The sequence below is a fragment of the Undibacterium hunanense genome, assembly GCF_014284335.1.
Classification (GTDB): Bacteria; Pseudomonadota; Gammaproteobacteria; order Burkholderiales; family Burkholderiaceae_D; genus Undibacterium; species Undibacterium hunanense.
Genome location: NZ_JACOGF010000018.1, coordinates 64899 through 84542 on the forward strand (window position 1 = coordinate 64899; position 19644 = coordinate 84542).

The following is a 19644-nucleotide window of genomic DNA, read 5'->3' on the forward strand; positions in this document are numbered from 1 at the left end:
AATTGGAACTCATTTCATCAACAGGGATGAGTTCTAATAGTCTGTAACAGTCAACCCTGCTGTTTCGCCACAGCGGACAAGGTGGCAAACAGTTCCGAGCCATCGCGGGTGTTCAGCCAATGCTGTCCATTAAACTTGTAGTGGAAACCCCCACTGCGCGCAGCGACCCACATTTCCTGCATGGGTGCCTGGCTGTTGACGATGATTTTTGACCCGTTGTCGACAAACTCTATGGTCAGCACATTACCGCTGCGACTGCATTCGACGTCATACTCATCGTTTTCAAAAGCCTGTTCAAACATTTCCTCGACTTGTCGCAAACAAGTATCTGCCAGCACCAGGAATTCGGATTCAGTCATGCTACACTCCAGCGTCTTTAAAAGTAAAACGCCATTCTATACGGTGTTACAGGATTGCAAGATGCGCAAACTCATACCCTTATTCTTCGTAATGACTTTCGTCACCGCCTGTGGTCAAAAAGGTCCTTTGGTCATGCCTGCCAAACCGGCACCGCAGCCCGCCCAAAGTCACTCCTGAAAAACGAATTGCTCCGATCCGGTCAGCCGGCCTTGTCTTCATCCGGACGCAAGGCAACCGGGCTGGCAAACCCGGGGCGACATCCCTGTACGCCTTCAAACACGGCGCGTATGCTGGCCATGTCCTGTTCCCGGTTACCTGTCAGATCCAGGTAATCGACCAGCGCCACTTCCTTTTTTACAAAATCAAAGTAAGCACAGCCCAGCGGAACTTTGGCAGTCATGGCGATATGATAAAAGCCACTGCGCCAGTAAGGTTTGAGACTGCGCGATCCTTCCGGCGCAATCGCCATCCAGTACCAGTCGGCTGCATGCATTTTCTCTGCCAACCGGGCGATGGCACCGGTTGAGACACCCCGCTCTACCGGCTCGCCACCCAGATAACGTACAACACGGCCTATGCTTGCCCCGGTCAGGCCTTCAAATAAAGAAGATTTGGCAATGAAATGAAAAGGCATGCCTATCGCCAGTTTAGCCAGGATACCTATAGGAAAATCCCAGTTGGATGTATGTGGATACACCACTATCACTCCACGTGGCCCTGGCAAGGGACGGTAACGTACGCGCCAGCCCAGCATACCCAGGAGTGCCAGGGCAAAACGCCGGGTCAGCCCTGGCAATTCGTTCTTTCGCAGTAAATAATCTGTCATGTTTTACATAAACCAAACAGGGCCCTGCCCCAAATCCCCGCGATTATGCAGCGAAGAAATAGTCGATGTAAAACAAGTTCAATGTGCACCTGCAACACAGGCATTGTAGAAAATTTAACTCCCCGTCACGACAACAGGGTCCCGCCCGAACCAGCGCCACCACAAACGCAGCATCAGCAAGGCGGCAACGATGAGACCAAACAAGACTGGTTGTGAAAAATCATGCTTGCCCGATTTCATCCAGAAATAATGCAGCACACCCAGCGGAGCAATCACATAGATCAGCTTATGCAAGAGCTGCCAGCGCTTGCCGCCAAGGCGCTTGATCATGCCATTGGTACTGGTCAGCGCCAAAGGAATCAACAGAATAAAGGCGATAAAACCCACCGTGATGAATGGCCGCTTGATGACATCCTTCCACATTTCCTCAACATCAAAGAAATGATCAAACCACAAAAATGTCGTGAAATGCAGCAATGCATAAAAGAAAGCATACAGACCCAGCATGCGACGGCAGCGCAGCAACCACGGCATGTGCAGCAACTTGCGCAGTGGTGTCACCGCCAGCGTAAAGCAAAGGAAATACAAGGTCCAGTCACCCGTATTGCGGGTAATGAACTCCACCGGATTTGCCCCCAGCTTATCCAGAAACGCAAAACTCACCAAACGCACAAAAGGCAACAAGGCCAGGATGAACAGAGTGGCCTTGACATAGCTGACCTGCTTATTTGCGAGCAACATATCAGTAGAATTTCTTCAAATCCATGCCTGAATACAGGGATGCCACTTCGCTATAACCGTTGAACATCAGCGTCTTGCGTTTGCGTGCCAGGAAGCCGTCTTCACCGATGCGGCGCTCAGACGCCTGCGACCAGCGCGGATGATCAACATCAGGATTGACGTTGGAATAAAAACCATATTCACTGGGTGCCGCCAGATTCCACGCTGTACGCGGCTGGTCTTTGGTAAAACGGATTTTGACGATAGACTTCGCCGATTTGAAACCATATTTCCACGGCAAGACCATGCGCACCGGTGCTCCATTCTGGTTCGGCAAGACTTCACCATACATGCCAAAGGTCAGCAAGGCCAGTGGGTGATTTGCTTCATCCATGCGCAAGCCTTCCACATATGGCCATTCCAGCACCGGGCTACGCAAGCCAGGCATCTGCTTCTTGTCTTCAAGGGTGATAAATTCGATATAACGGGCGTTGCCGGTAGGTTCCACCTTCTTGATCAGGTTGGACAGGGAATAACCTGTCCATGGAATGACCATCGACCAGCCCTCGACACAACGCAGGCGGTAAATACGTTCTTCCAGCGGTGCCAGCTTCATCAGGCTGTCCAGATCCAGCACCATGGGCTTTTTGACTTCCCCTTCTATGCTGACACTCCAGGGACGCGGTTTTAAGGTATTCGCCATCACGGCCGGGTCAGCCTTGTCGGTACCAAATTCATAGAAATTATTGTAAGTCGTCGCATCCTTGTAGGCGGTTTTCTTTTCCATCAAGGCATAGGCAGGATTGGCGTTCGCCGCCAGTTTCTGGGCACCGGCAGTCTGGGCAAACGCTTCACGATTGCTCATTTCAAACAAAGCCGTACCAGCAATAGAGCCCAGCGCCATCTTGCGAATGAATTCGCGGCGCGAGTCAAACACGGCACGTGGCGTGATTTCGGAAGAGAAAGGCAGGTCTATGCCATTGGGACTACGTTTGATCAGCATGATGAACTCCGTGGTTGAGACTGGCAGAATAGTGATTGGACATCACTGTTCTGCCCTAGTTTCTCATGAGTCGCAGAATTCTGCTGATCCTTACAAATTAAAAGCAGAACTTACAGAGTGCCGTACGAATGCAGGCCGGACAGGAACATATTCACGCCCAGGAAGGCGAAAGTGGTCACCAGCAAACCAACCAGCGCCCACCATGCAGCAACCTGGCCACGCAAGCCCTTCATCAGGCGCATATGCAGCCAGGCGGCATAATTCAGCCAGACGATCAGTGCCCAGGTTTCTTTCGGATCCCAGGACCAGTAACCGCCCCAGGCTTCGGCCGCCCACAAGGCGCCCAATATGGTTGCAATGGTAAAAAAGGCAAAACCGACGGCAATCGCCTTGTACATGACATCATCCAGCACTTCCAGCGCCGGCAGGCGGTCTACCAGATAACCTTTGGATTTGATCAGATACGCCATCGCTACCATCGCTGCCAGAGAAAAAGTCCCATAGCCAATAAAATTGGCCGGTACATGGATTTTCATCCACCAGCTTTGCAGGGCTGGTACCAGTGGCTGGATTTCAGCCGCATCACGCGTGACCGTGTACCAAAACAGGAAACCCACTGCCGCCGTGATGATCAGCAAGACAAAGGCACCCAGTTGACGCGTCGCATATTGCTGCTCATAGTACAAATAGAACAGCGCGGTAATCATGGAAAACAGGATGAACACTTCATACAGATTCGACACCGGGATATGGCCGACATCTGCACCGATCAAATACGATTCATACCAGCGCACCAGCATGCCGGTGAAACCCATGACCACGGCAGCCCAGCACAGGGAAGAACCAACTGACGAGCCAAAATCGGAACGGGCAATCAGCCCACCCCAGTAAAACAGGGTAGACAGGCAAAAGAACACACTCATCCATAAAATCGCTGACTGACTCGACAGCAGGTATTTCAGGAAAAATTTCTTGTTGGCCATATCCAGCGAACCGCCATACAGCTGTATCGCCAGCAAACTGAGCAGGGCCAGCACCAGCAGCAATGGCCTGACCGGCTTCCAGTACCAGCCCAGCCAGGCAAATGTGGGGGCTGCCAGCAGAATGATGGCCTTTTCATAACCATCCATATAGCTGCCAAAACGGCTAAAGGCAAACAGGGACGCCATGCACAAGGCAACGGCATAGACCCAGTCAACGATAGACAGTCGTTTGAAAAAGCCCTGATAAGGCGTGTAATTCTGTGTGATTTCCATCATATTTCCCCTGAACCAAGCTTGTCTGACCATATGTACAACAGTGTAGTCGATTACGATGCGTCCTGTTTTGCCGTATCGGCAGGTTGCGTCGTCAATTGCTTCAAATGCTGCTGAAGTTGTTCAAATTCCTTATCAAAATCCAGAGTTTTTCTTTGTGAACTCAATGCCATCAAGGCATGTGCACCAGCCCCGTTGTCCTTGACCCAAACCCATAACCTGCGCTCGCGGATATAGAACATGGCAAACACGCCCATCACCAGGAACAAACAGCCCAGATAAACCACTTTCTTGCCAGGCGAACGTGTGACTTGCAATACCGAAGCCTTGATCTCGTCAAAACCTGTCATTTGCAAGAATACCGGCGCACCGTAGAAGTAAGAATCAGATATCGCACCTGTTGCCAGTTGCAGGAAGCGCGCATGTTTTTCATCCAGCTCCAGCGTTGGCAAACCATCTTTTTCACGCGCCACCAGCCATAAATCCCACATACTGCCATTCAGAATCTTCATGAATACATCGGCAGCCTTGGTCTGTTCCGCTACCGGTATCTGCTCCAGGAATTTGGAAATCGCCACAAACCCGGCCTGCTGAGCATCTCCGGCAAAAATGCTCAGGCTCTTCCTGGCGGATTCGGTCAATTGCAGTTGCACCTGTTCCACATTTGCCACATTCGGTGGCAACGCCCGTCTGGCATAGCGCTGCGCAGCAAGTTCACGCAATTCAGGATTATTCACTGCCGCACGCAGACGCATCCATTCCTTGACGGTATCATCATCATCCGCCGGTATGCGCAGATAGCGGAATGCTTCTGACGGCGAATCCCGCGTGCCAGCCAAGATCATATAGGCGCCATCGATCAGTACCGACTGCATGTAGTTATGAAATTCCCTGGCCTGGCCAGTTTTGTCGCGCAGCTTGTATTGCAGGCTGGGCCCGACATTTTTCAAATCTTTGTTATTCGCATTTTTTGCCGCAGAGCCCAGATGTTTATCCAGATCGGCACTGAATTGCTGGTTAAAGCCCTGATTCGCGTTGACCGCACGCACATCTGAACCATTGCGCGCCATATTTTCGACGTTAAAGGGACGGAAACCCGACCACTCTATCGAATAATCAATGCCATTTGCCATTTTCAAAGGCGTATTACCGCCGACTTCACCATTCAGATCAAAGGTCTCGGCAGAACCGCCGGACATAGGATAAGCCTTCAGCTTCAGGCGGCTGCCGCCATCTTCAAAACTGGACTGGTAGACTGCAATACCCTTGTAAATCAGGGGATCATTGACCTTGATAGTGGAAGAAAAGGATTTGCCGGTCTCGTGATCCGTTACCTCAACGTCACTGGCAAACAGCTTGGGCATGCCGGTGGAATAAAAATCAATGGTGAATTTTTTCAGCTTGATGGTAAATGGCAGGTCCTGAATCAGCACCCCGGTTGCCTGCGGCAGGATGGCAGTGCTGCTACTGGCCCCTTCGGGGATCATGGTATTGCCACGGAAACTGGGATTCGCCAGCGACAGCCGGTGCTGCTCGGGAATTTTGGCGATGATGCCACTGCCCTCAAAGGGCACCTTGCCCATGAACCATTGCTGGAAACGGATAGGCAAGTCGGAATCAAGCAAACCACCTACGCAGATAATCACTATCGCGCTGTGCGCAAAGATATAACCCCATTTGTTTGCCGCGCCCTGTTTGGCAACAATCAGGCTGGCACCGTCCTTTTCCACGACCTTGTAGCGATAACCGACACGGCCCAGATGGGCTAATACACTGCTTATTACCTGGGTGCGTGCATTACTGCTATGCCATTCAGAACGATGATGGAAGTTGCGCAACGACTGCTCGCGTACATTGTCACGCCAGCTACGCATGTCTTTCAACATCTTCGGTGCATTACGGATCAGACACAGCGATGTCGATAACACCAGAAAAGTCATGATCAGCAAAAACCACCATGCTGAATATACGGAATACAGACTGAGTTTATTGAAAATCTCAAACCAGAAAGGACCAAACTGGTTAACGTAGTTCGGCATCGGTTCATTTTGCTTGAGCACCGTGCCTATCACCGAGGCAATGGCGATCAGGGTCAGCAAACTGATGGCAAAACGCATGGAAGACAGCAATTCCACCGTCTCCGCCACCCACGCCTGCCGGGTTTGAATCTTTAAACCACCCGTATCCGTTAGCTGTTCGCTATCTATCTTGTTGTCCATACCGTCCAGTATTCGCTAAGAACCTGCTTACGATCTGTAGCGAGCGTCAGCGGGGAGAAGAGCAGCGCAAAAAGCGGAATGTACTCTAGTACATGAGCATTTTGAGCAGCGCATGAGCCCCGATCACGCCCGCGCAGTAAGATCGCAACAGGTTCTAAGAAAAAAGGGGATGGCAAATTGCCACCCCCTCCCATGTTTCTTTATTTTTTTGAATTATTTCAAGCCAGCGACATAATCTGCAACGGCTTTCATTTCATCTTCTGACATCTTCTTGGCGATCGTCATCATCTGCGCGCTATTGCCACGTGCGCCAGCGATTTTCGCACCATCCATACGGGTTGCATTCTGAAAACCTGTCAACTGTGCAATCGTGTAATCCTGATGCTGACCAGCAATGCGCGGGAATTGTGCAGGAATACCGGCACCGTTCGGGCTATGACAGCCAGCACAGGCAGGAACATTCTTTTCGGCAATACCACCACGGTAGATTTGCTTGCCCAGCTCAACGATGTCCTTGTTTTTTGCGGCGCCTGGTTTGGCTTTTTGTGTAGACAGATAAGCAGCAACATTTTTCATGTCGTCTTCTGTCATGGCCTTGGCGAATACCGACATGACTGCATTTTTGCGCGCGTCGCTCTTGAATTCACTGAGTTGTTTTACCAAATAGGCATCATGCTGAGCCGCCAGTTTAGGATTAGCAGCAATCGTGGAGTTACCGGCAGCGCCATGGCAGGATACACAAGCGGTAATACCGCGAGCGGCGTCACCGGCGCTATACAGTGCTTCGCCCTTGGCCGGGTCAGCTTTGGCTGGCTTGGCGGCTTCGTTGGCGTAGGCTACTGAAGCAAAAGAAGACACCGCCATAACGGCAATGCTGAAGGACTTGGACAACGACAGGAAAGCACGGTTCATTCAAACACCCTGAGACTAAATAATGGAAATCTGCCCTAATGGCGACGCATAGCTGCTAAGTTAGTGCCCATCAGAATGGGGCAAAAACGGGCATTGGATCATTGTTTTTATCGCTGCCCAATACCTAACCCCTTATTGTACAATAGCTTTCGGGCGTTTTTACTGCCTGATGTTGCATTTTTCCATTATTCCTTTCCTCTATGTCTATCCTCTGGCAAGCCCGCTTCTTTACCACGGTGAATCATCTCCGTGATCTTCCGCGTACCCATGTACCGGAAATTGCCTTCGCTGGCCGCTCGAATGCAGGCAAATCGACTGCAATCAATACCCTGTGCAATCAGAAGAAACTCTGCTTTGCCTCCAAAACACCAGGGCGCACTCAGCATATTAACTATTTTTCAATTGGCGGCGCCCATGTCGGCCAACATCGCAAAGACGAAACCCGGGTGGATGAGATCCGTGCCCTGCTGGTCGACTTGCCGGGCTACGGCTATGCCGAAGTACCGGGCGCAGCCAAGCATCACTGGAATCAGTTGCTGGGTGCCTATGTACAGCGCCGCACCCAATTAGCTGCCCTGGTCCTGATCATGGATGCACGCCGCCCGTTTACGGACCTCGACATCCAGATGCTGGAATGGTTTGCCCCTACCGGCAGACCCATCCATTGCATATTGACCAAGGCCGACAAACTTAATCGCAGCGAATGTACTGATGCTTTGCGCAAAGCCAAGGCAGTACTCGACAGTTACGTGGATGATGAAGGACCGTTGTTTCCTTTCAGTCTGCAATTGTTTTCTGCGCTGAAACGTATAGGTATAGAAGAAGCCGATGCCGCCGTGCAACGTCTGGTTGGCCTGGACCGTGATCCTGCTCTTGATACCGTCGATGCAAGCGAAGAAGCCCTTGAGCCTGATGCAGATGCAGCCGGCACCGGCGACCAGCCCGGCGCAGTGTAAAAAAACCCCGGCATATTAGTCCATGCCGGGGTAATAACACCGTTACGAATAGGGACGCACGGTGCCCGCTCAGGGATGAAAAGCGGTAGGCCTGGAGACAGGCTCCAACCTGTACATTAAGATGTTGCAAGTTGAAAAAAGTTTCATTAATCTGCGTAAAATTCTTTTCATTTCTTTAAGTTGCCAGGCCATGAAGTCATGACGCTTATTTTTATGCCCGTGCTTATGTCCTTATTTGCGTCCTAATTTACGTACTTATTTACGTCACACTTATGTCCACCATCAAACCAGCCCACTTCCCTGCGATACGTATGCGCCGCATGCGCAAAGATGTATTTTCCCGCGCATTAATGCGCGAAAATATAGTCACCGTGTCTGACCTGATTTATCCGGTATTTGTCATTGATGGCGTCAATCAGCGTGAAAAAGTCGCTTCCATGCCCGGCGTTGAACGGGTTTCGGTTGATTTGCTGCTGGGTGTCGCCGAAGATTGCGTTGCCCTTGGCATACCTGTACTGGCATTGTTCCCGGCAATCAACCCAAGCCTGAAAACACCGGATGGCATCGAGGCCACCAACCCCAAAGGCCTGATCCCGCGCGCGGTGCGTGAGCTGAAAAGCCGCTTCCCGGAGCTGGGTATCCTGACCGATGTGGCACTCGACCCCTACACCAGTCACGGTCAGGACGGTTTGCTGAATGCAGACGGCTATGTGCTCAACGATGAAACCACGGACATGCTGGTGCGCCAGGCGCTGGTGCAGGCCGAAGCAGGCGTGGACGTAGTTGCCCCCAGCGATATGATGGATGGCCGTATCGGTGCGATTCGTCAGGCACTGGAAAGCAATGATTTCATCCATACCCGCATCATGGCGTACTCTGCCAAATATGCGTCAGCCTTCTACGGGCCTTTCCGCGACGCGGTGGGCTCTGCTGCCAACCTGGGCAAAAGCGACAAGGCCAATTACCAGATGGACCCGGCGAACAGCAATGAAGCCCTGCGTGAAGTCGCGCTGGATCTGGCCGAAGGTGCTGACATGGTGATGGTGAAACCAGGCATGCCGTATCTGGATATCGTGCGCCGTGTAAAAGATGAATTCAAGGTACCCACCTTTGCCTATCAGGTCAGTGGTGAATACGCGATGATCAAAGCGGCAGCGCAAAATGGCTGGCTGGATCATAACAAGACCATGATGGAAACCATGCTGGCATTCAAACGTGCCGGTGCCGATGGCATCCTGACTTACTTTGCCCGCGACGTTGCCCGGTTACTCAAGCACGCAGGCTGATCTGCTGCCATGTCCATCGCTATGCGTTCCGCCTTGATTGTGCTATTTGCCGTACTCGCGATTGCGGGTGCGGAACTTGGCGGCAGCATGGACGGCGCGCAATTCCTGCACTATGCATTCAAACCGCTGACCACACTCAGCATCTTTTTTCTTGCATTGCGCGCGCAGCCAGCAATCAATGTGCGTTACCGCCAGGCTATCCTGGTTGGCATCCTGTTTTCATTGCTGGGTGATATCTTCCTGATGCTGCCTGTCAGTCTGCTGCCCCAGGGATTTTTACTGGGTCTGCTGAGTTTTTTATTTGCCCACCTGTGTTTTTTACGTGCCCTGTGCAGCGACACTTCATTCTTTGCAAAACCACTGGTTTTCGCTGCACTGGCAGCACTCGGTGCAGCTCATCTGTTTGTGTTGTGGCCTGGTTTGCCACCGGCCATGCGCATCCCTGTAGTGGCGTATGTCTGCCTGCTGTTGGCCATGTGCGCCCAGGCCATCAGTCGCGGCATCAGTCTTCGTACTGTGGATAGCCGCCTGGCAATGAGCGGTGGCATCTGCTTCATGCTGTCAGACACCATTCTGGCCTACAACAAATTTTATACCCCTATCCCGCATTCGCCCTTGCTCATCCTTGCCAGTTATTACCTGGCACTATGGCTGATAGCACGTTCAGTTCAAGCGTCTCCATCTGCGCACCAGGATCAAGGTCGGGATCATGCATGAAAAAATCATCACCTTTGCCAGCCCGGTTTTTTTCCTGCTGATTGCCATCGAATTTCTGGTCGCACGAAAACGGCAAAAGCATCTGTACCGCATCAATGATGCCATCAGCAGCCTCAGCCTGGGTGTCATGAGCCAGATCACCGGCGTGTTCCTGAAACTGTTATCGGTCGGTGCCTATGCCTGGGTATTCAATCATTTTTCCATGCTGACGCTGGACCCCGGCAGCATCTGGGTCTGGATCAGTTGTTTGCTGTTATATGATTTTTTATATTACTGGCTGCACAGGATGGGGCATGAAACCAATTTGCTGTGGGCTGCACATGTCGTGCATCATCAAAGTGAATCTTACAACCTGACAACGGCATTACGGCAAACCAGCACTGGTCAGTTGTTTGGCTGGGTGTTTTATCTGCCTCTGGCAATCATTGGTTTTCCGGTGCAGGTATTTGTTGCGATTGCCCTCATCGATTTACTGTATCAGTTCTGGGTACATACTGAACAAATCGGTAAACTTGGCTGGTTTGACCGGGTCTTTGTTTCCCCCTCAAATCACCGTGTTCACCATGCAGTGAACGACATCTATCTGGACAAGAATTACGGTGGCATCCTGGTCATATGGGATCGCTTGTTTGGCAGCTTCATCGAAGAACAGGATGGCGAGCCAGTGGTGTACGGCACACGCAGCCCCTTGCGTAGCTGGAACCCCTTGTGGGCCAATCTGGAAGTGTACAAGGCAGTCTGGCAGGATGCCTGGCACACACGCAACTGGGCAGACAAATTCCTGATCTGGTTACGACCGCCGGGCTGGCGGCCTGCCGATGTACGTCACTTATCCCAGGCACAACAGTTTGATCTTGCGCGCCCCCTGTATGATCCCTTTGTCAGCAAGGCAGCTATCGGCTATTGCCTGCTGCAATTCGTGGCACTATTGCAGGCGGCAACCTATTTCCTGCTGGCGTATAAATCCATGTCAGCACTGAATGCTGTCGTCTACGCGACGTGGCTGATATTCAGCTTATGGTGCATAGGTGGGCTGATTGAAAAGGGGCGCGTCTACCTCATACCTGAAAGCCTTCGACTGCTGGCGATTTTACTCATGACCATACTGAGCGCCAACTGGTTTTATTCTTATGCCCTGTCAGTGACCGGACAGACATTGATTGCAGCAGGCTGTGTCATTTCTATAGTCGCATTGTGCTTCATTTTTTTACCTAAGAACACGCATGGACATCTTCCACATTAACGAAACGCAAACGCTGAAAAATCCCGAAGACTATGCGCAGTTGCTGAAAGCCGGTGGTTTTTTGTGGCTGGATGCGACGCACGAAGAAGTCGCAGCCAACCCCGAAGAATGGCGCAATCTGGTTGAACAAATCAGTGGTACGCAAATTTATGATCTGCACCTGAAGGATGTCAGCAATTTGAGCCACCCGTCTTATTTCGATGCGACGCAAGACTATGAAATGGTGGTCTTTCGCAAGCTGACCTTGACCGAAGAAACGGTGGACGTGAAAAGCGGCAACAAACGCAAGATACCTGCGGCACTCAATAAACTGGCAACGACACCGGTGTCCTTTTTGTTGATGGAAAATGTACTGGTCACCGTAAGACCGACGCAAAGCCGCACGGTAGAACTGGCCAGGCAACGCCTGCTTGACTACAAGTACAAGGCAGAAAGTACAACCCACGGCGGGCGCCTGCCTGCATCGCCAGAAGAACTGATGTTGCGCCTGCTGAATGCCATGGTGGACCAGTACCTGGAACTGCGGCAGCCACTGACCCAGCAACTGGATCGCTGGCAACATGCCTTGCTAGATCCGCGCCGCCCGTTCAACAACTGGATGGCCTTGCTGGATTCGCGCGTGGAATTACGCAAGCTGGATAATCTGTGTGAAGAACAGCGTGATGCCATGCAGGAATTGCGTGACCATATTGTTGACAATCATGACGGCAATAGCCGCGCCAAGGATTTGCTGCTGGTACGCATCAATGATGTGATGGAACATATCAGTCGTGTCCTCAACCATGCGCGCCGGCTGGAAGCCTCGCTGGAGTCGGCTGTGCAGATACACTTCGCAGCAATGGCCCACCGCACAAGTGAGATCATGCGCACCCTGACGGTGATCACGGCATTGTTCATGCCCCTGACTTTAATCACCGGCATTTTTGGCATGAACTTTGAAGTCATGCCGCTGCTGAAACACGCATCCGGCTTCTGGATCACCATGGGCGCCATGGGGGTCATCGTGGTTCTGCTGCTGATTTATTTCCGCAGTCAGCGCTACCTGGAAGACCAGGCCAGCCGACGTCGCGAATAGGCTTGCCGAAAAAATTTCAGCCCGACTACCCTGCTCTATCTCACTGAATACGAATCTACCTATAGAAACAAGACAGCATGCAAGAACATACTTTCCTATGGCACGACTATGAGACATTTGGCGCAGTTGCCCGCCGTGACCGCCCGGCCCAGTTTGCTGCCATACGCACCGACGCAGAACTGAATGAAATCGGCGAACCTGTCATGATGTATTGCCAGCCGGCGAATGATTTTTTACCCGATCCACAGTCTTGCCTGATTACCCATATCACGCCACAGACCTGCCTGGAACGCGGCATACCAGAACACGAATTTGCTGCCCGGATAGAACAGGAACTAAGCAAGACCGGCACCATAGGCGTGGGTTACAACACGATCCGCTTTGATGATGAAATTACCCGCTTCATGTTCTGGCGCAACCTGATAGACCCCTATGCACGCGAGTGGCAAAACAATTGCGGTCGCTGGGATATCATGGACATGGTGCGCACCTGTTATGCGCTGCGCCCGGAAGGCATCAACTGGCCACTGAATGATGAAGGCAAGCCCAGCTTCCGGCTTGAGCTGTTAACCGCAGCCAATGGCATAGCGCATGAATCTGCACATGATGCCTTGTCAGACGTGCAGGCAACCATCGCCATGGCCCGCCTGATACGTGATCGCCAGCCGAAATTATTCGATTTCTGTTTTGCCCTGCATAAGAAGGACAGGGCTGCGGCAGAAATCGGCATGCCCTTGCTGGACAAGCCCTTCCTGCACGTATCGGGCATGTTTCCGACCGACCGTGGTTGTCTGGCAGTGATGTGGCCATTGGCCATGCATCCGAAAAACAAGAATGAAGTCATCGCCTGGGATCTGGCATTTGATCCGTCCGAATTGGCAGGACTGGATGTTGCCACCATACAGTTGCGCATGTTCAGCAAAACGGATGCGCTGCCTGAAGGGATGCAACGATTGCCGGTCAAAAGCATCCACATCAACAAGTCACCTACCGTCATCGGCAATCTGAAAACCCTGTCAGCAGGCATGGCAGAAAAATGGCGTATCGACATGCCACTCATGCTTCAGCATGCAGAAAAAGCAGCCGCACTGACGCCGTCAATTGCTGCCGTATGGGAACAGGTTTATGCACGACCTGAAGCCGCAGCAGCCGACGTGGATGAAGACTTGTATGGTGGCTTCGTAGGCAGTGGTGACCGTCGCCTGCTGAATGAGTTGCGTCGCATGAAACCGGCGCAACTGGCAAAAGCCAGCACTTCATTTCAAGACTCGCGCCTGACTGAATTACTGTTCCGCTACCGTGCCCGCAATTTTTACGACAGCCTGAGCATGGAAGAACAGGAAACCTGGGAAGAGCACCGTGCAGCACGTCTGCTGGAAGGTGCAGGCAATGCCAGAACAGTAGAAATGTATTTCAACGAGATCGATAGCTTGTCAGAAACAGCTGATGAAACTGCGGAAGAAATTCTGGGAGCTTTATATGATTATGCCGAAATGATCGTGCCATCGCGTTAATTCAAATCTGTTCTGCAAAAATCAAAAAGCCACGAAAAATATCGTGGCTTTTTTTCGCAAATACGCCGATATGACTTACACGGCTTATTTGTTTGGCTGCGGTGTGATACGCAGATAAGGACGTGGTGCGGTATAGCCCTTAGGATATTTTTGCTTGATGACTTCTTCATCCTTGATTGACAAAGGAATGATGACGTCATCACCATCACGCCAGTTACCTGGTGTGGCAACGGTATAACCGTCTGTCAGTTGCAGTGCATCAAGTACGCGCAGGACTTCATCAAAATTACGACCTGTGGTCAAAGGATAGGTAATGATCAGGCGGACTTTTTTGTTTGGATCGATGATGAACAAAGAGCGTACCGTAACTGTCTCGGACTGATTCGGGTGGATCATGTCATACAGCGCAGCAACTTTCTTGTCGGCATCGGCAACGATAGGAAAACCGACTACGGTGTTTTGCGTATCCTCAATATCCTTGATCCATTTCACATGGGATTCGGCAGCATCCACCGACAAGGCAATCGCTTTGACGTTACGTTTGTCAAATTCAGGTTTGAGTTTTGCCGTCAGGCCTAATTCGGTCGTGCAGACTGGTGTGAAATCAGCCGGATGTGAAAACAGAACAACCCAGGAATTGCCTGCCCATTCATGAAATTTCAATGTCCCGATTGAGGAATCTTGCTCGAAATCAGGGGCGATGTCGCCTAAACGCAAAGTCATTATTTTCTCCAAAAAGGAAACGAGAGTCCGAATATAGCCCCACTGCCATCACGAATCAAGGATAGTTTTGTTGAATGCTTATACTTATCCCTGAATATGTACGGTAATTTGGGCTGTTTGTTTACTTGCCTTCTGCGCGTTGCAATGACGCAAGAAATTTCTCTGCATTCTGGTAGCCGATCACGCGCTTGCCCTGCACTTCTGCACCTTGTCCATCAAAGAAAATAATGCCTGGAGGCCCGAACAGGTTGAAACGTTTCAACAGGGCTTTGTCATCTGCATTATTGGCAGTCACGTCCACCTGTATCAAGAGCATGGTGTCGAGTCTGGCTTTGACTTTGGGGTCGATAAAGGTCAGTTTTTCCATTTCCTTACAGGATACGCACCAGTCAGCATAAAAATCGAGCATGGCAGTTTTGCCTTTGGATTGCGCCAGAGCCGCGTCCAGCTCGGCAACGCTGCGCACGCGGGTGAAACTGACGCCATGCACCTGGCTACCGAACAAATGCGCAAGCGGGGAGAACACATCGCGCCCACCAGTAGTCACGCCGACCAGTTGCACGACACCCAACAACATGAACACAGCAGCCAGCACTTTCGACCCCATGCCGCCACGATGGAAAAACAATTGATGCACGGCATACGCGATCAGCAATATCGCCCAGGCTGTCATCTGTACCCAGACCGGAATCACCGGGCTGATCATCCACAAGGCCATGGCCAGCATCAACACGCCGAAGAAACGCTTGATGCTCTCCATCCACATGCCAGCACGTGGCAACAGACTGCCAGCAGACAAGCCGACCAGCAACAAGGGCACGCTCATACCCATGGCCATGGCAAACAGGGCGGCGCCGCCGACCACCACATCACGGGTCTGACTGATATACACCAGTGCACCAGCCAGTGGCGCTGCAACGCAGGGACCAACGATCAGGGCTGAAATGGCTCCCATGAAAAAAACACCGAACAGCTTGCCGTTACGCTGCCCTTCTGATGCCATGGTCAGTTTTGTTTGCAAGGCAGCCGGCACCTGAAGCTGGTAGAAGCCAAACATGGATAGCGAAAGAATGACCATCAACAAGGCAAATGCCGACAAGACCCAGGGATTCTGCAAGGTAGCGGCCAGGCCTTCACCTACAAGGCCGGCAGCGATACCAAGAGCGGTATAGACCAGAGCCATGCCCAGTGAGTAACTGAGGGATAACAGGAAGCCGCGGTGGCGTTGAATGCCGGCACCTTCACCGATAATGATGGAAGACAGAATCGGTACCATGGGCAGAACGCAGGGCGTGAACGCCAAGCCCAGTCCAAGCAGCATGAACAATGGCAAAATCAGGCTCAGTTTGCCGCTTTTCAGGGCTGTACTGATGCTGCTGGTTTCATCATCGCTAGTTGGTTCGCCCAGCTTGATGGTGCTTGGCTCGCTTGCAAGCGCAGTACTGCCGACGATTGCCTGCAGTTTGAGCGGGGTTTCCATAGGCGGATAACACAGGCCCTGGTCAGCGCAGCCCTGACGCCCTACTTTCAGCGTGAAATCACCTGTTGACAGTACTGGCACGCGGACCACCAGGGATTTACGGTAGGTCTCCACTTCTTTCTGAAAGGTTTCATCAAACTTGACCTTGCCTTTTGGCAGTTGCGCATCGCCAAGCTTGGCATCGTCAGAAGTGAACTTGAAGCGTTCACGATACAGGTAGTAGCCATCCGCAATCGTGAATGTGACTTCGGCCATGCCTGGCTCCACCATTTTGGCTGACACCTTGAATGCCTCTTCCGGATCAAGGAAGTCGTCCGCCTTTGCATAGGGCGTCAATAAGAGCGCGAATATTAGAGCAAATATCAGGGCAAACAGGTCAAAACGGAGAGCAGATCGCGGTAGCAGGTATGAGTTCATGGCGTTTCAGTTTCTTTTTTCACCCACCCCATATAAGCCGGCAGCCCGGCCACCAGGGGAATGGCAATGATTTCAGGTAATTCGTAAGGGTGGATGCTTGTAATCAATTCTTCCAGCTGCGCATAACGGGCCTGCGTCGTCTTGATCATTAACTGGACTTCGATTTCTGCCTGCGGCTGACCATCCCAGTTGTAGATGGACAATATATCAGAGGAAATGTTCACGCAGGCTGCCAATTTCTGGGCAACGATCTGACTGGCCATCCGCTTTCCGGTTTCACGGTCGGGCACATTGGTCAACACCAGTATGAAGTCTTGCGTGTCCATAGGGTCTCTACTAAAAATTTTACTCTGCTTACCAAGACGAGCTATGCCTGCCATCAGCATTTACTCATATCTGCCAGGTAGACAGTTATTGGTCGTCACAGACCCTTTTTGCATTACACAATGCGGAGAATAAACTGGCAGACACAAAAGCAAAAAGCCGTTCAGTATAAACTGAACGGCTTTTTTAGACCGGGACATTGCTGGCACCGGCCTGCATTACTTAAGACTAATTACTTGACATCAATTACTGGAGATTACTCAGCAACTGGTGCATCAGCTGCATCTACGCCTTCTGGACGGTCCAGCAGTTCAACGTATGCCATAGGAGCATTGTCGCCGACGCGGAAACCCATTTTCAGGATGCGCAGGTAGCCGCCGTTACGATTTGCGTAACGTGGGCCCAGTTCAGCAAACAGCTTGACTACCATTTCGCGGTCGCGCAAACGGGAGAAAGCCAGACGCTTGTTAGCCAGTGTGTCTGTTTTACCCAAAGTCAGAATCGGCTCGATAACGCGGCGCAGTTCTTTGGCTTTTGGCAAAGTTGTTTTGATGGCTTCGTGACGCAACAGGGATACTGTCATGTTGCGCAGCATTGCCAGACGGTGGGAAGAAGTACGATTCAGCTTACGTAAGCCGTGACGATGACGCATGGTATTTCCTTTCAGATTTAAATGCCAGCTCTTCTATCGATAAAAAGCTTATCGCGGGCCGGTAATTATTTTTACTACGGTTAAAAAACGGGCAGGCTGTCTCAGCCCACCCGTCAGGACAAAATTACTTTTCCAGGCCAGCTGGTGGCCAGTTTTCCAGTTTCATGCCCAAAGACAAACCACGGGACGCCAGAACTTCCTTGATTTCGTTCAAGGACTTGCGACCCAGATTTGGTGTCTTCAATAGTTCATTTTCGCTACGCTGGATCAGATCACCAATGTAGTAAATGTTTTCTGCTTTCAGGCAGTTGGCTGAACGTACTGTCAGTTCCAGATCATCGACTGGACGCAACAGGACAGGGTCAACTGCAGGTGCGCGGGATGGGGCTTCAGCAGCGGCTTCAGTACCTTCCAGGGCAGCGAAGACATTCAATTGATCAACCAGCACGCGGGCAGATTGACGGATTGCTTCTTCAGGAGAGATAACGCCATTGGTCTCAATATTGATAACCAGCTTATCCAGATCAGTACGTTGTTCAACGCGGGCAGATTCCACAGCGTAAGAAACACGGCGTACTGGAGAGAAAGACGCATCCAGTATCATACGACCGATGGTTTTGTTCGCATCTTCAGACAAGCGACGAACGTTACCTGGCACATAGCCACGGCCTTTTTCTACCTTGATCTGCATGTCCAGCTTACCGCCGGCTGTCAGATTGGCAATAACGTGATCCGGGTTGATCAGTTCTACGTCATGCGGCAGATCGATGTCGGAAGCCAGTACAGCGCCTTCGCCATCTTTTTTCAATGTCAGCGTGACTTCATCACGGTTATGCAACTTGAATACGACGCCTTTCAAGTTCAACAGGATGTCAACGACGTCTTCTTGCACGCCATCGAGGGATGAATATTCATGAACTACACCAGCGATCACAACTTCAGTCGGCGCATAACCAACCATAGTGGACAACAGAACGCGACGCAGTGCGTTGCCCAGTGTGTGGCCATAGCCACGTTCAAACGGTTCCATCACGACTTTAGCGTGACCGGCACCCAACATTTCCACATCGATAATACGTGGTTTTAACAGATTGTTTTGCATGAATGTCCTTTTCAATACCCTCGGTTCGTTACACCGATAAGGCTGACGGCATTAAAGAAAAAAGCCTGCCTGTCGCTAAACAGGCAGGCGGTGAAACTTGAATATTAACGAGAATACAATTCAACGATCAGGGATTCGTTGACATCGTGAGCGATATCGCTACGATCTGGCATGGACTTGAAAGTACCTTCCAGTTTCTTCGCATCAACAGCTACCCATGTAGGCATGCCGGATTGTTCTGCCAGGGACAGTGCTTCAGCGATACGAACTTGTTTTTTAGCTTTTTCACGAACAGCGATCACGTCACCAGCTTTAACCTGGTAAGAAGCGATGTTGACAACGATACCGTTGACTGTGAATGCTTTGTGGCTTACCAGCTGACGTGCTTCAGCGCGTGTGGAACCGAAGCCCATACGGTAAGCAACGTTGTCCAGACGGGATTCCAGCAATTTCAACAGTGTTTCGCCTGTGTTGCCTTTTTGACGATCAGCTTCAGCGAAGTAGCGACGGAACTGACGTTCCAACACGCCATACATACGTTTAACTTTTTGCTTTTCGCGCAATTGGTTACCGAAGTCAGAGGTACGAGCACCAGAAGTGCGACCATGTTGACCTGGTTTTGCGTCCAGTTTGCATTTGGAGTCCAGGGAGCGACGTGCGCTCTTCAAGAACAGGTCCGTGCCTTCGCGACGGGAAAGTTTTGCTTTTGGTCCGATATAACGTGCCACGATATTTTCCTTGTAAATGACGTAATGTTTTCTACACTACGCTAGTCTGATCTGCCTGCAACCAGACGGTGGTCTTAACACCAAAGACGGTGTCTTTGATTAATTTTTTTTGTGCTCCAGAATTTCCACAA

The 19644-nt window shown here is 51.3% G+C and carries 20 protein-coding genes; 7 read left to right on the top strand and 13 right to left on the bottom strand.

The annotated features are described in order from the left end of the window. Positions 1-50: 50 nt before the first annotated feature. Positions 51-359 carry an iron donor protein CyaY gene (gene cyaY, locus H8L32_RS24765; RefSeq protein WP_186950462.1) on the bottom strand — a complete coding sequence of 103 codons (309 nt, stop codon included), beginning with the start codon at positions 357-359 and terminating at the stop codon, positions 51-53. A gap of 61 nt (positions 360-420) precedes the next feature. Here cyaY and lptM point away from each other — a divergent pair, with 61 nt between their 5' ends. After that, on the top strand, positions 421-537 hold the full coding sequence (gene lptM / locus H8L32_RS28390) for an LPS translocon maturation chaperone LptM (RefSeq protein ID WP_222619483.1): 117 nt from the start codon (positions 421-423) through the stop codon (positions 535-537). Positions 538-559: 22 nt separating this feature from the next. Here the strand turns inward: lptM and H8L32_RS24770 are convergent, their stop codons facing one another. The 6 genes from H8L32_RS24770 to H8L32_RS24795 all read right to left on the bottom strand — a co-directional run bounded on the left by H8L32_RS24770 (position 560) and on the right by H8L32_RS24795 (position 7296). Further along, a complete protein-coding gene (locus H8L32_RS24770; protein ID WP_186950464.1) occupies positions 560-1186 on the bottom strand; it encodes a 1-acyl-sn-glycerol-3-phosphate acyltransferase in 627 nt (208 codons plus the stop codon). Between the two features lie 114 nt (positions 1187-1300). Then, positions 1301-1927, bottom strand: coding sequence for a protein-methionine-sulfoxide reductase heme-binding subunit MsrQ (locus H8L32_RS24775; protein ID WP_186950466.1), 627 nt, complete (start codon positions 1925-1927; stop codon positions 1301-1303). Between the two features lies 1 nt (position 1928). Further along, positions 1929-2909 (bottom strand): protein-methionine-sulfoxide reductase catalytic subunit MsrP, encoded by a 981-nt coding sequence (gene msrP, locus H8L32_RS24780; RefSeq protein WP_186950468.1) that lies wholly within the window; start codon positions 2907-2909, stop codon positions 1929-1931. Between the two features lie 110 nt (positions 2910-3019). Beyond that, positions 3020-4168, bottom strand: coding sequence for a c-type cytochrome biogenesis protein CcsB (gene ccsB / locus H8L32_RS24785; protein ID WP_408058964.1), 1149 nt, complete (start codon positions 4166-4168; stop codon positions 3020-3022). A gap of 50 nt (positions 4169-4218) precedes the next feature. Next, positions 4219-6384: a cytochrome c biogenesis protein ResB gene (locus tag H8L32_RS24790; RefSeq protein WP_186950472.1), complete on the bottom strand. Its 2166-nt coding sequence runs from the start codon at positions 6382-6384 to the stop codon at positions 4219-4221. Between the two features lie 213 nt (positions 6385-6597). Further along, a complete protein-coding gene (locus H8L32_RS24795) occupies positions 6598-7296 on the bottom strand; it encodes a c-type cytochrome (protein ID WP_186950474.1) in 699 nt (232 codons plus the stop codon). A gap of 200 nt (positions 7297-7496) precedes the next feature. On the opposite strand from H8L32_RS24795, the gene yihA reads away from it, so the two are divergent. The 6 genes from yihA (at position 7497) to sbcB (ending at position 14087) form a co-directional block, all read left to right on the top strand. Then, a complete protein-coding gene (yihA, locus tag H8L32_RS24800) occupies positions 7497-8252 on the top strand; it encodes a ribosome biogenesis GTP-binding protein YihA/YsxC (protein WP_186950475.1) in 756 nt (251 codons plus the stop codon). A 272-nt stretch (positions 8253-8524) separates the two neighbouring features. Continuing rightward, positions 8525-9538, top strand: coding sequence for a porphobilinogen synthase (hemB, locus tag H8L32_RS24805; protein ID WP_186950477.1), 1014 nt, complete (start codon positions 8525-8527; stop codon positions 9536-9538). 9 nt (positions 9539-9547) lie between these two features. Beyond that, positions 9548-10255, top strand: coding sequence for a lysoplasmalogenase (locus tag H8L32_RS24810; RefSeq protein WP_186950479.1), 708 nt, complete (start codon positions 9548-9550; stop codon positions 10253-10255). Next, the gene (locus H8L32_RS24815) at positions 10248-11498 is read left to right on the top strand and encodes a sterol desaturase family protein (protein WP_186950481.1); all 1251 of its coding nucleotides are present in this window, start codon (positions 10248-10250) and stop codon (positions 11496-11498) included. The genes H8L32_RS24810 and H8L32_RS24815 overlap by 8 nt, the downstream gene beginning before the upstream one ends. Beyond that, positions 11479-12573: a magnesium transporter CorA family protein gene (locus H8L32_RS24820; protein ID WP_186950483.1), complete on the top strand. Its 1095-nt coding sequence runs from the start codon at positions 11479-11481 to the stop codon at positions 12571-12573. The genes H8L32_RS24815 and H8L32_RS24820 overlap by 20 nt, the downstream gene beginning before the upstream one ends. 77 nt (positions 12574-12650) lie before the next feature. Beyond that, positions 12651-14087 (top strand): exodeoxyribonuclease I, encoded by a 1437-nt coding sequence (sbcB, locus tag H8L32_RS24825; RefSeq protein WP_186950485.1) that lies wholly within the window; start codon positions 12651-12653, stop codon positions 14085-14087. A gap of 84 nt (positions 14088-14171) precedes the next feature. On the opposite strand, the gene H8L32_RS24830 is transcribed toward sbcB, so the two are convergent. From H8L32_RS24830 to rpsD, 6 genes are all read right to left on the bottom strand, one after another. Then, positions 14172-14810: a peroxiredoxin gene (locus H8L32_RS24830; protein WP_186950486.1), complete on the bottom strand. Its 639-nt coding sequence runs from the start codon at positions 14808-14810 to the stop codon at positions 14172-14174. 121 nt (positions 14811-14931) lie between these two features. Next, positions 14932-16707: a protein-disulfide reductase DsbD gene (gene dsbD / locus H8L32_RS24835; protein WP_186950488.1), complete on the bottom strand. Its 1776-nt coding sequence runs from the start codon at positions 16705-16707 to the stop codon at positions 14932-14934. Beyond that, positions 16704-17087 carry a divalent-cation tolerance protein CutA gene (gene cutA, locus H8L32_RS24840; RefSeq protein WP_329605227.1) on the bottom strand — a complete coding sequence of 128 codons (384 nt, stop codon included), beginning with the start codon at positions 17085-17087 and terminating at the stop codon, positions 16704-16706. The genes dsbD and cutA overlap by 4 nt, the downstream gene beginning before the upstream one ends. A 200-nt stretch (positions 17088-17287) precedes the next feature. Continuing rightward, positions 17288-17683 (bottom strand): 50S ribosomal protein L17, encoded by a 396-nt coding sequence (gene rplQ / locus H8L32_RS24845; RefSeq protein WP_110255935.1) that lies wholly within the window; start codon positions 17681-17683, stop codon positions 17288-17290. Between the two features lie 124 nt (positions 17684-17807). Next, positions 17808-18785 (bottom strand): DNA-directed RNA polymerase subunit alpha, encoded by a 978-nt coding sequence (locus tag H8L32_RS24850; RefSeq protein ID WP_110255934.1) that lies wholly within the window; start codon positions 18783-18785, stop codon positions 17808-17810. Positions 18786-18889: 104 nt separating this feature from the next. Beyond that, a complete protein-coding gene (gene rpsD / locus H8L32_RS24855; RefSeq protein WP_186950497.1) occupies positions 18890-19513 on the bottom strand; it encodes a 30S ribosomal protein S4 in 624 nt (207 codons plus the stop codon). Between the last annotated feature and the right edge of the window lie 131 nt (positions 19514-19644).

Bases quoted from the DNA above. Each gene is read 5' to 3' on its own strand.
- yihA (WP_186950475.1), top strand. From the start codon at position 7,497: ATGTCTATCCTCTGGCAAGCCCGCTTCTTTACCACGGTGAATCATCTC.
- H8L32_RS24770 (WP_186950464.1), bottom strand. From the start codon at position 1,186: ATGACAGATTATTTACTGCGAAAGAACGAATTGCCAGGGCTGACCCGG.
- H8L32_RS24820 (WP_186950483.1), top strand. From the start codon at position 11,479: ATGGACATCTTCCACATTAACGAAACGCAAACGCTGAAAAATCCCGAA.
- H8L32_RS24810 (WP_186950479.1), top strand. From the start codon at position 9,548: ATGTCCATCGCTATGCGTTCCGCCTTGATTGTGCTATTTGCCGTACTC.
- rplQ (WP_110255935.1), bottom strand. From the start codon at position 17,683: ATGCGTCATCGTCACGGCTTACGTAAGCTGAATCGTACTTCTTCCCAC.
- H8L32_RS24830 (WP_186950486.1), bottom strand. From the start codon at position 14,810: ATGACTTTGCGTTTAGGCGACATCGCCCCTGATTTCGAGCAAGATTCC.
- lptM (WP_222619483.1), top strand. From the start codon at position 421: ATGCGCAAACTCATACCCTTATTCTTCGTAATGACTTTCGTCACCGCC.
- cyaY (WP_186950462.1), bottom strand. From the start codon at position 359: ATGACTGAATCCGAATTCCTGGTGCTGGCAGATACTTGTTTGCGACAA.
- cutA (WP_329605227.1), bottom strand. From the start codon at position 17,087: ATGGCAGGCATAGCTCGTCTTGGTAAGCAGAGTAAAATTTTTAGTAGA.
- hemB (WP_186950477.1), top strand. From the start codon at position 8,525: ATGTCCACCATCAAACCAGCCCACTTCCCTGCGATACGTATGCGCCGC.
- H8L32_RS24850 (WP_110255934.1), bottom strand. From the start codon at position 18,785: ATGCAAAACAATCTGTTAAAACCACGTATTATCGATGTGGAAATGTTG.
- sbcB (WP_186950485.1), top strand. From the start codon at position 12,651: ATGCAAGAACATACTTTCCTATGGCACGACTATGAGACATTTGGCGCA.
- H8L32_RS24775 (WP_186950466.1), bottom strand. From the start codon at position 1,927: ATGTTGCTCGCAAATAAGCAGGTCAGCTATGTCAAGGCCACTCTGTTC.
- ccsB (WP_408058964.1), bottom strand. From the start codon at position 4,168: ATGATGGAAATCACACAGAATTACACGCCTTATCAGGGCTTTTTCAAA.
- H8L32_RS24790 (WP_186950472.1), bottom strand. From the start codon at position 6,384: ATGGACAACAAGATAGATAGCGAACAGCTAACGGATACGGGTGGTTTA.
- H8L32_RS24815 (WP_186950481.1), top strand. From the start codon at position 10,248: ATGCATGAAAAAATCATCACCTTTGCCAGCCCGGTTTTTTTCCTGCTG.
- H8L32_RS24795 (WP_186950474.1), bottom strand. From the start codon at position 7,296: ATGAACCGTGCTTTCCTGTCGTTGTCCAAGTCCTTCAGCATTGCCGTT.
- msrP (WP_186950468.1), bottom strand. From the start codon at position 2,909: ATGCTGATCAAACGTAGTCCCAATGGCATAGACCTGCCTTTCTCTTCC.
- dsbD (WP_186950488.1), bottom strand. From the start codon at position 16,707: ATGAACTCATACCTGCTACCGCGATCTGCTCTCCGTTTTGACCTGTTT.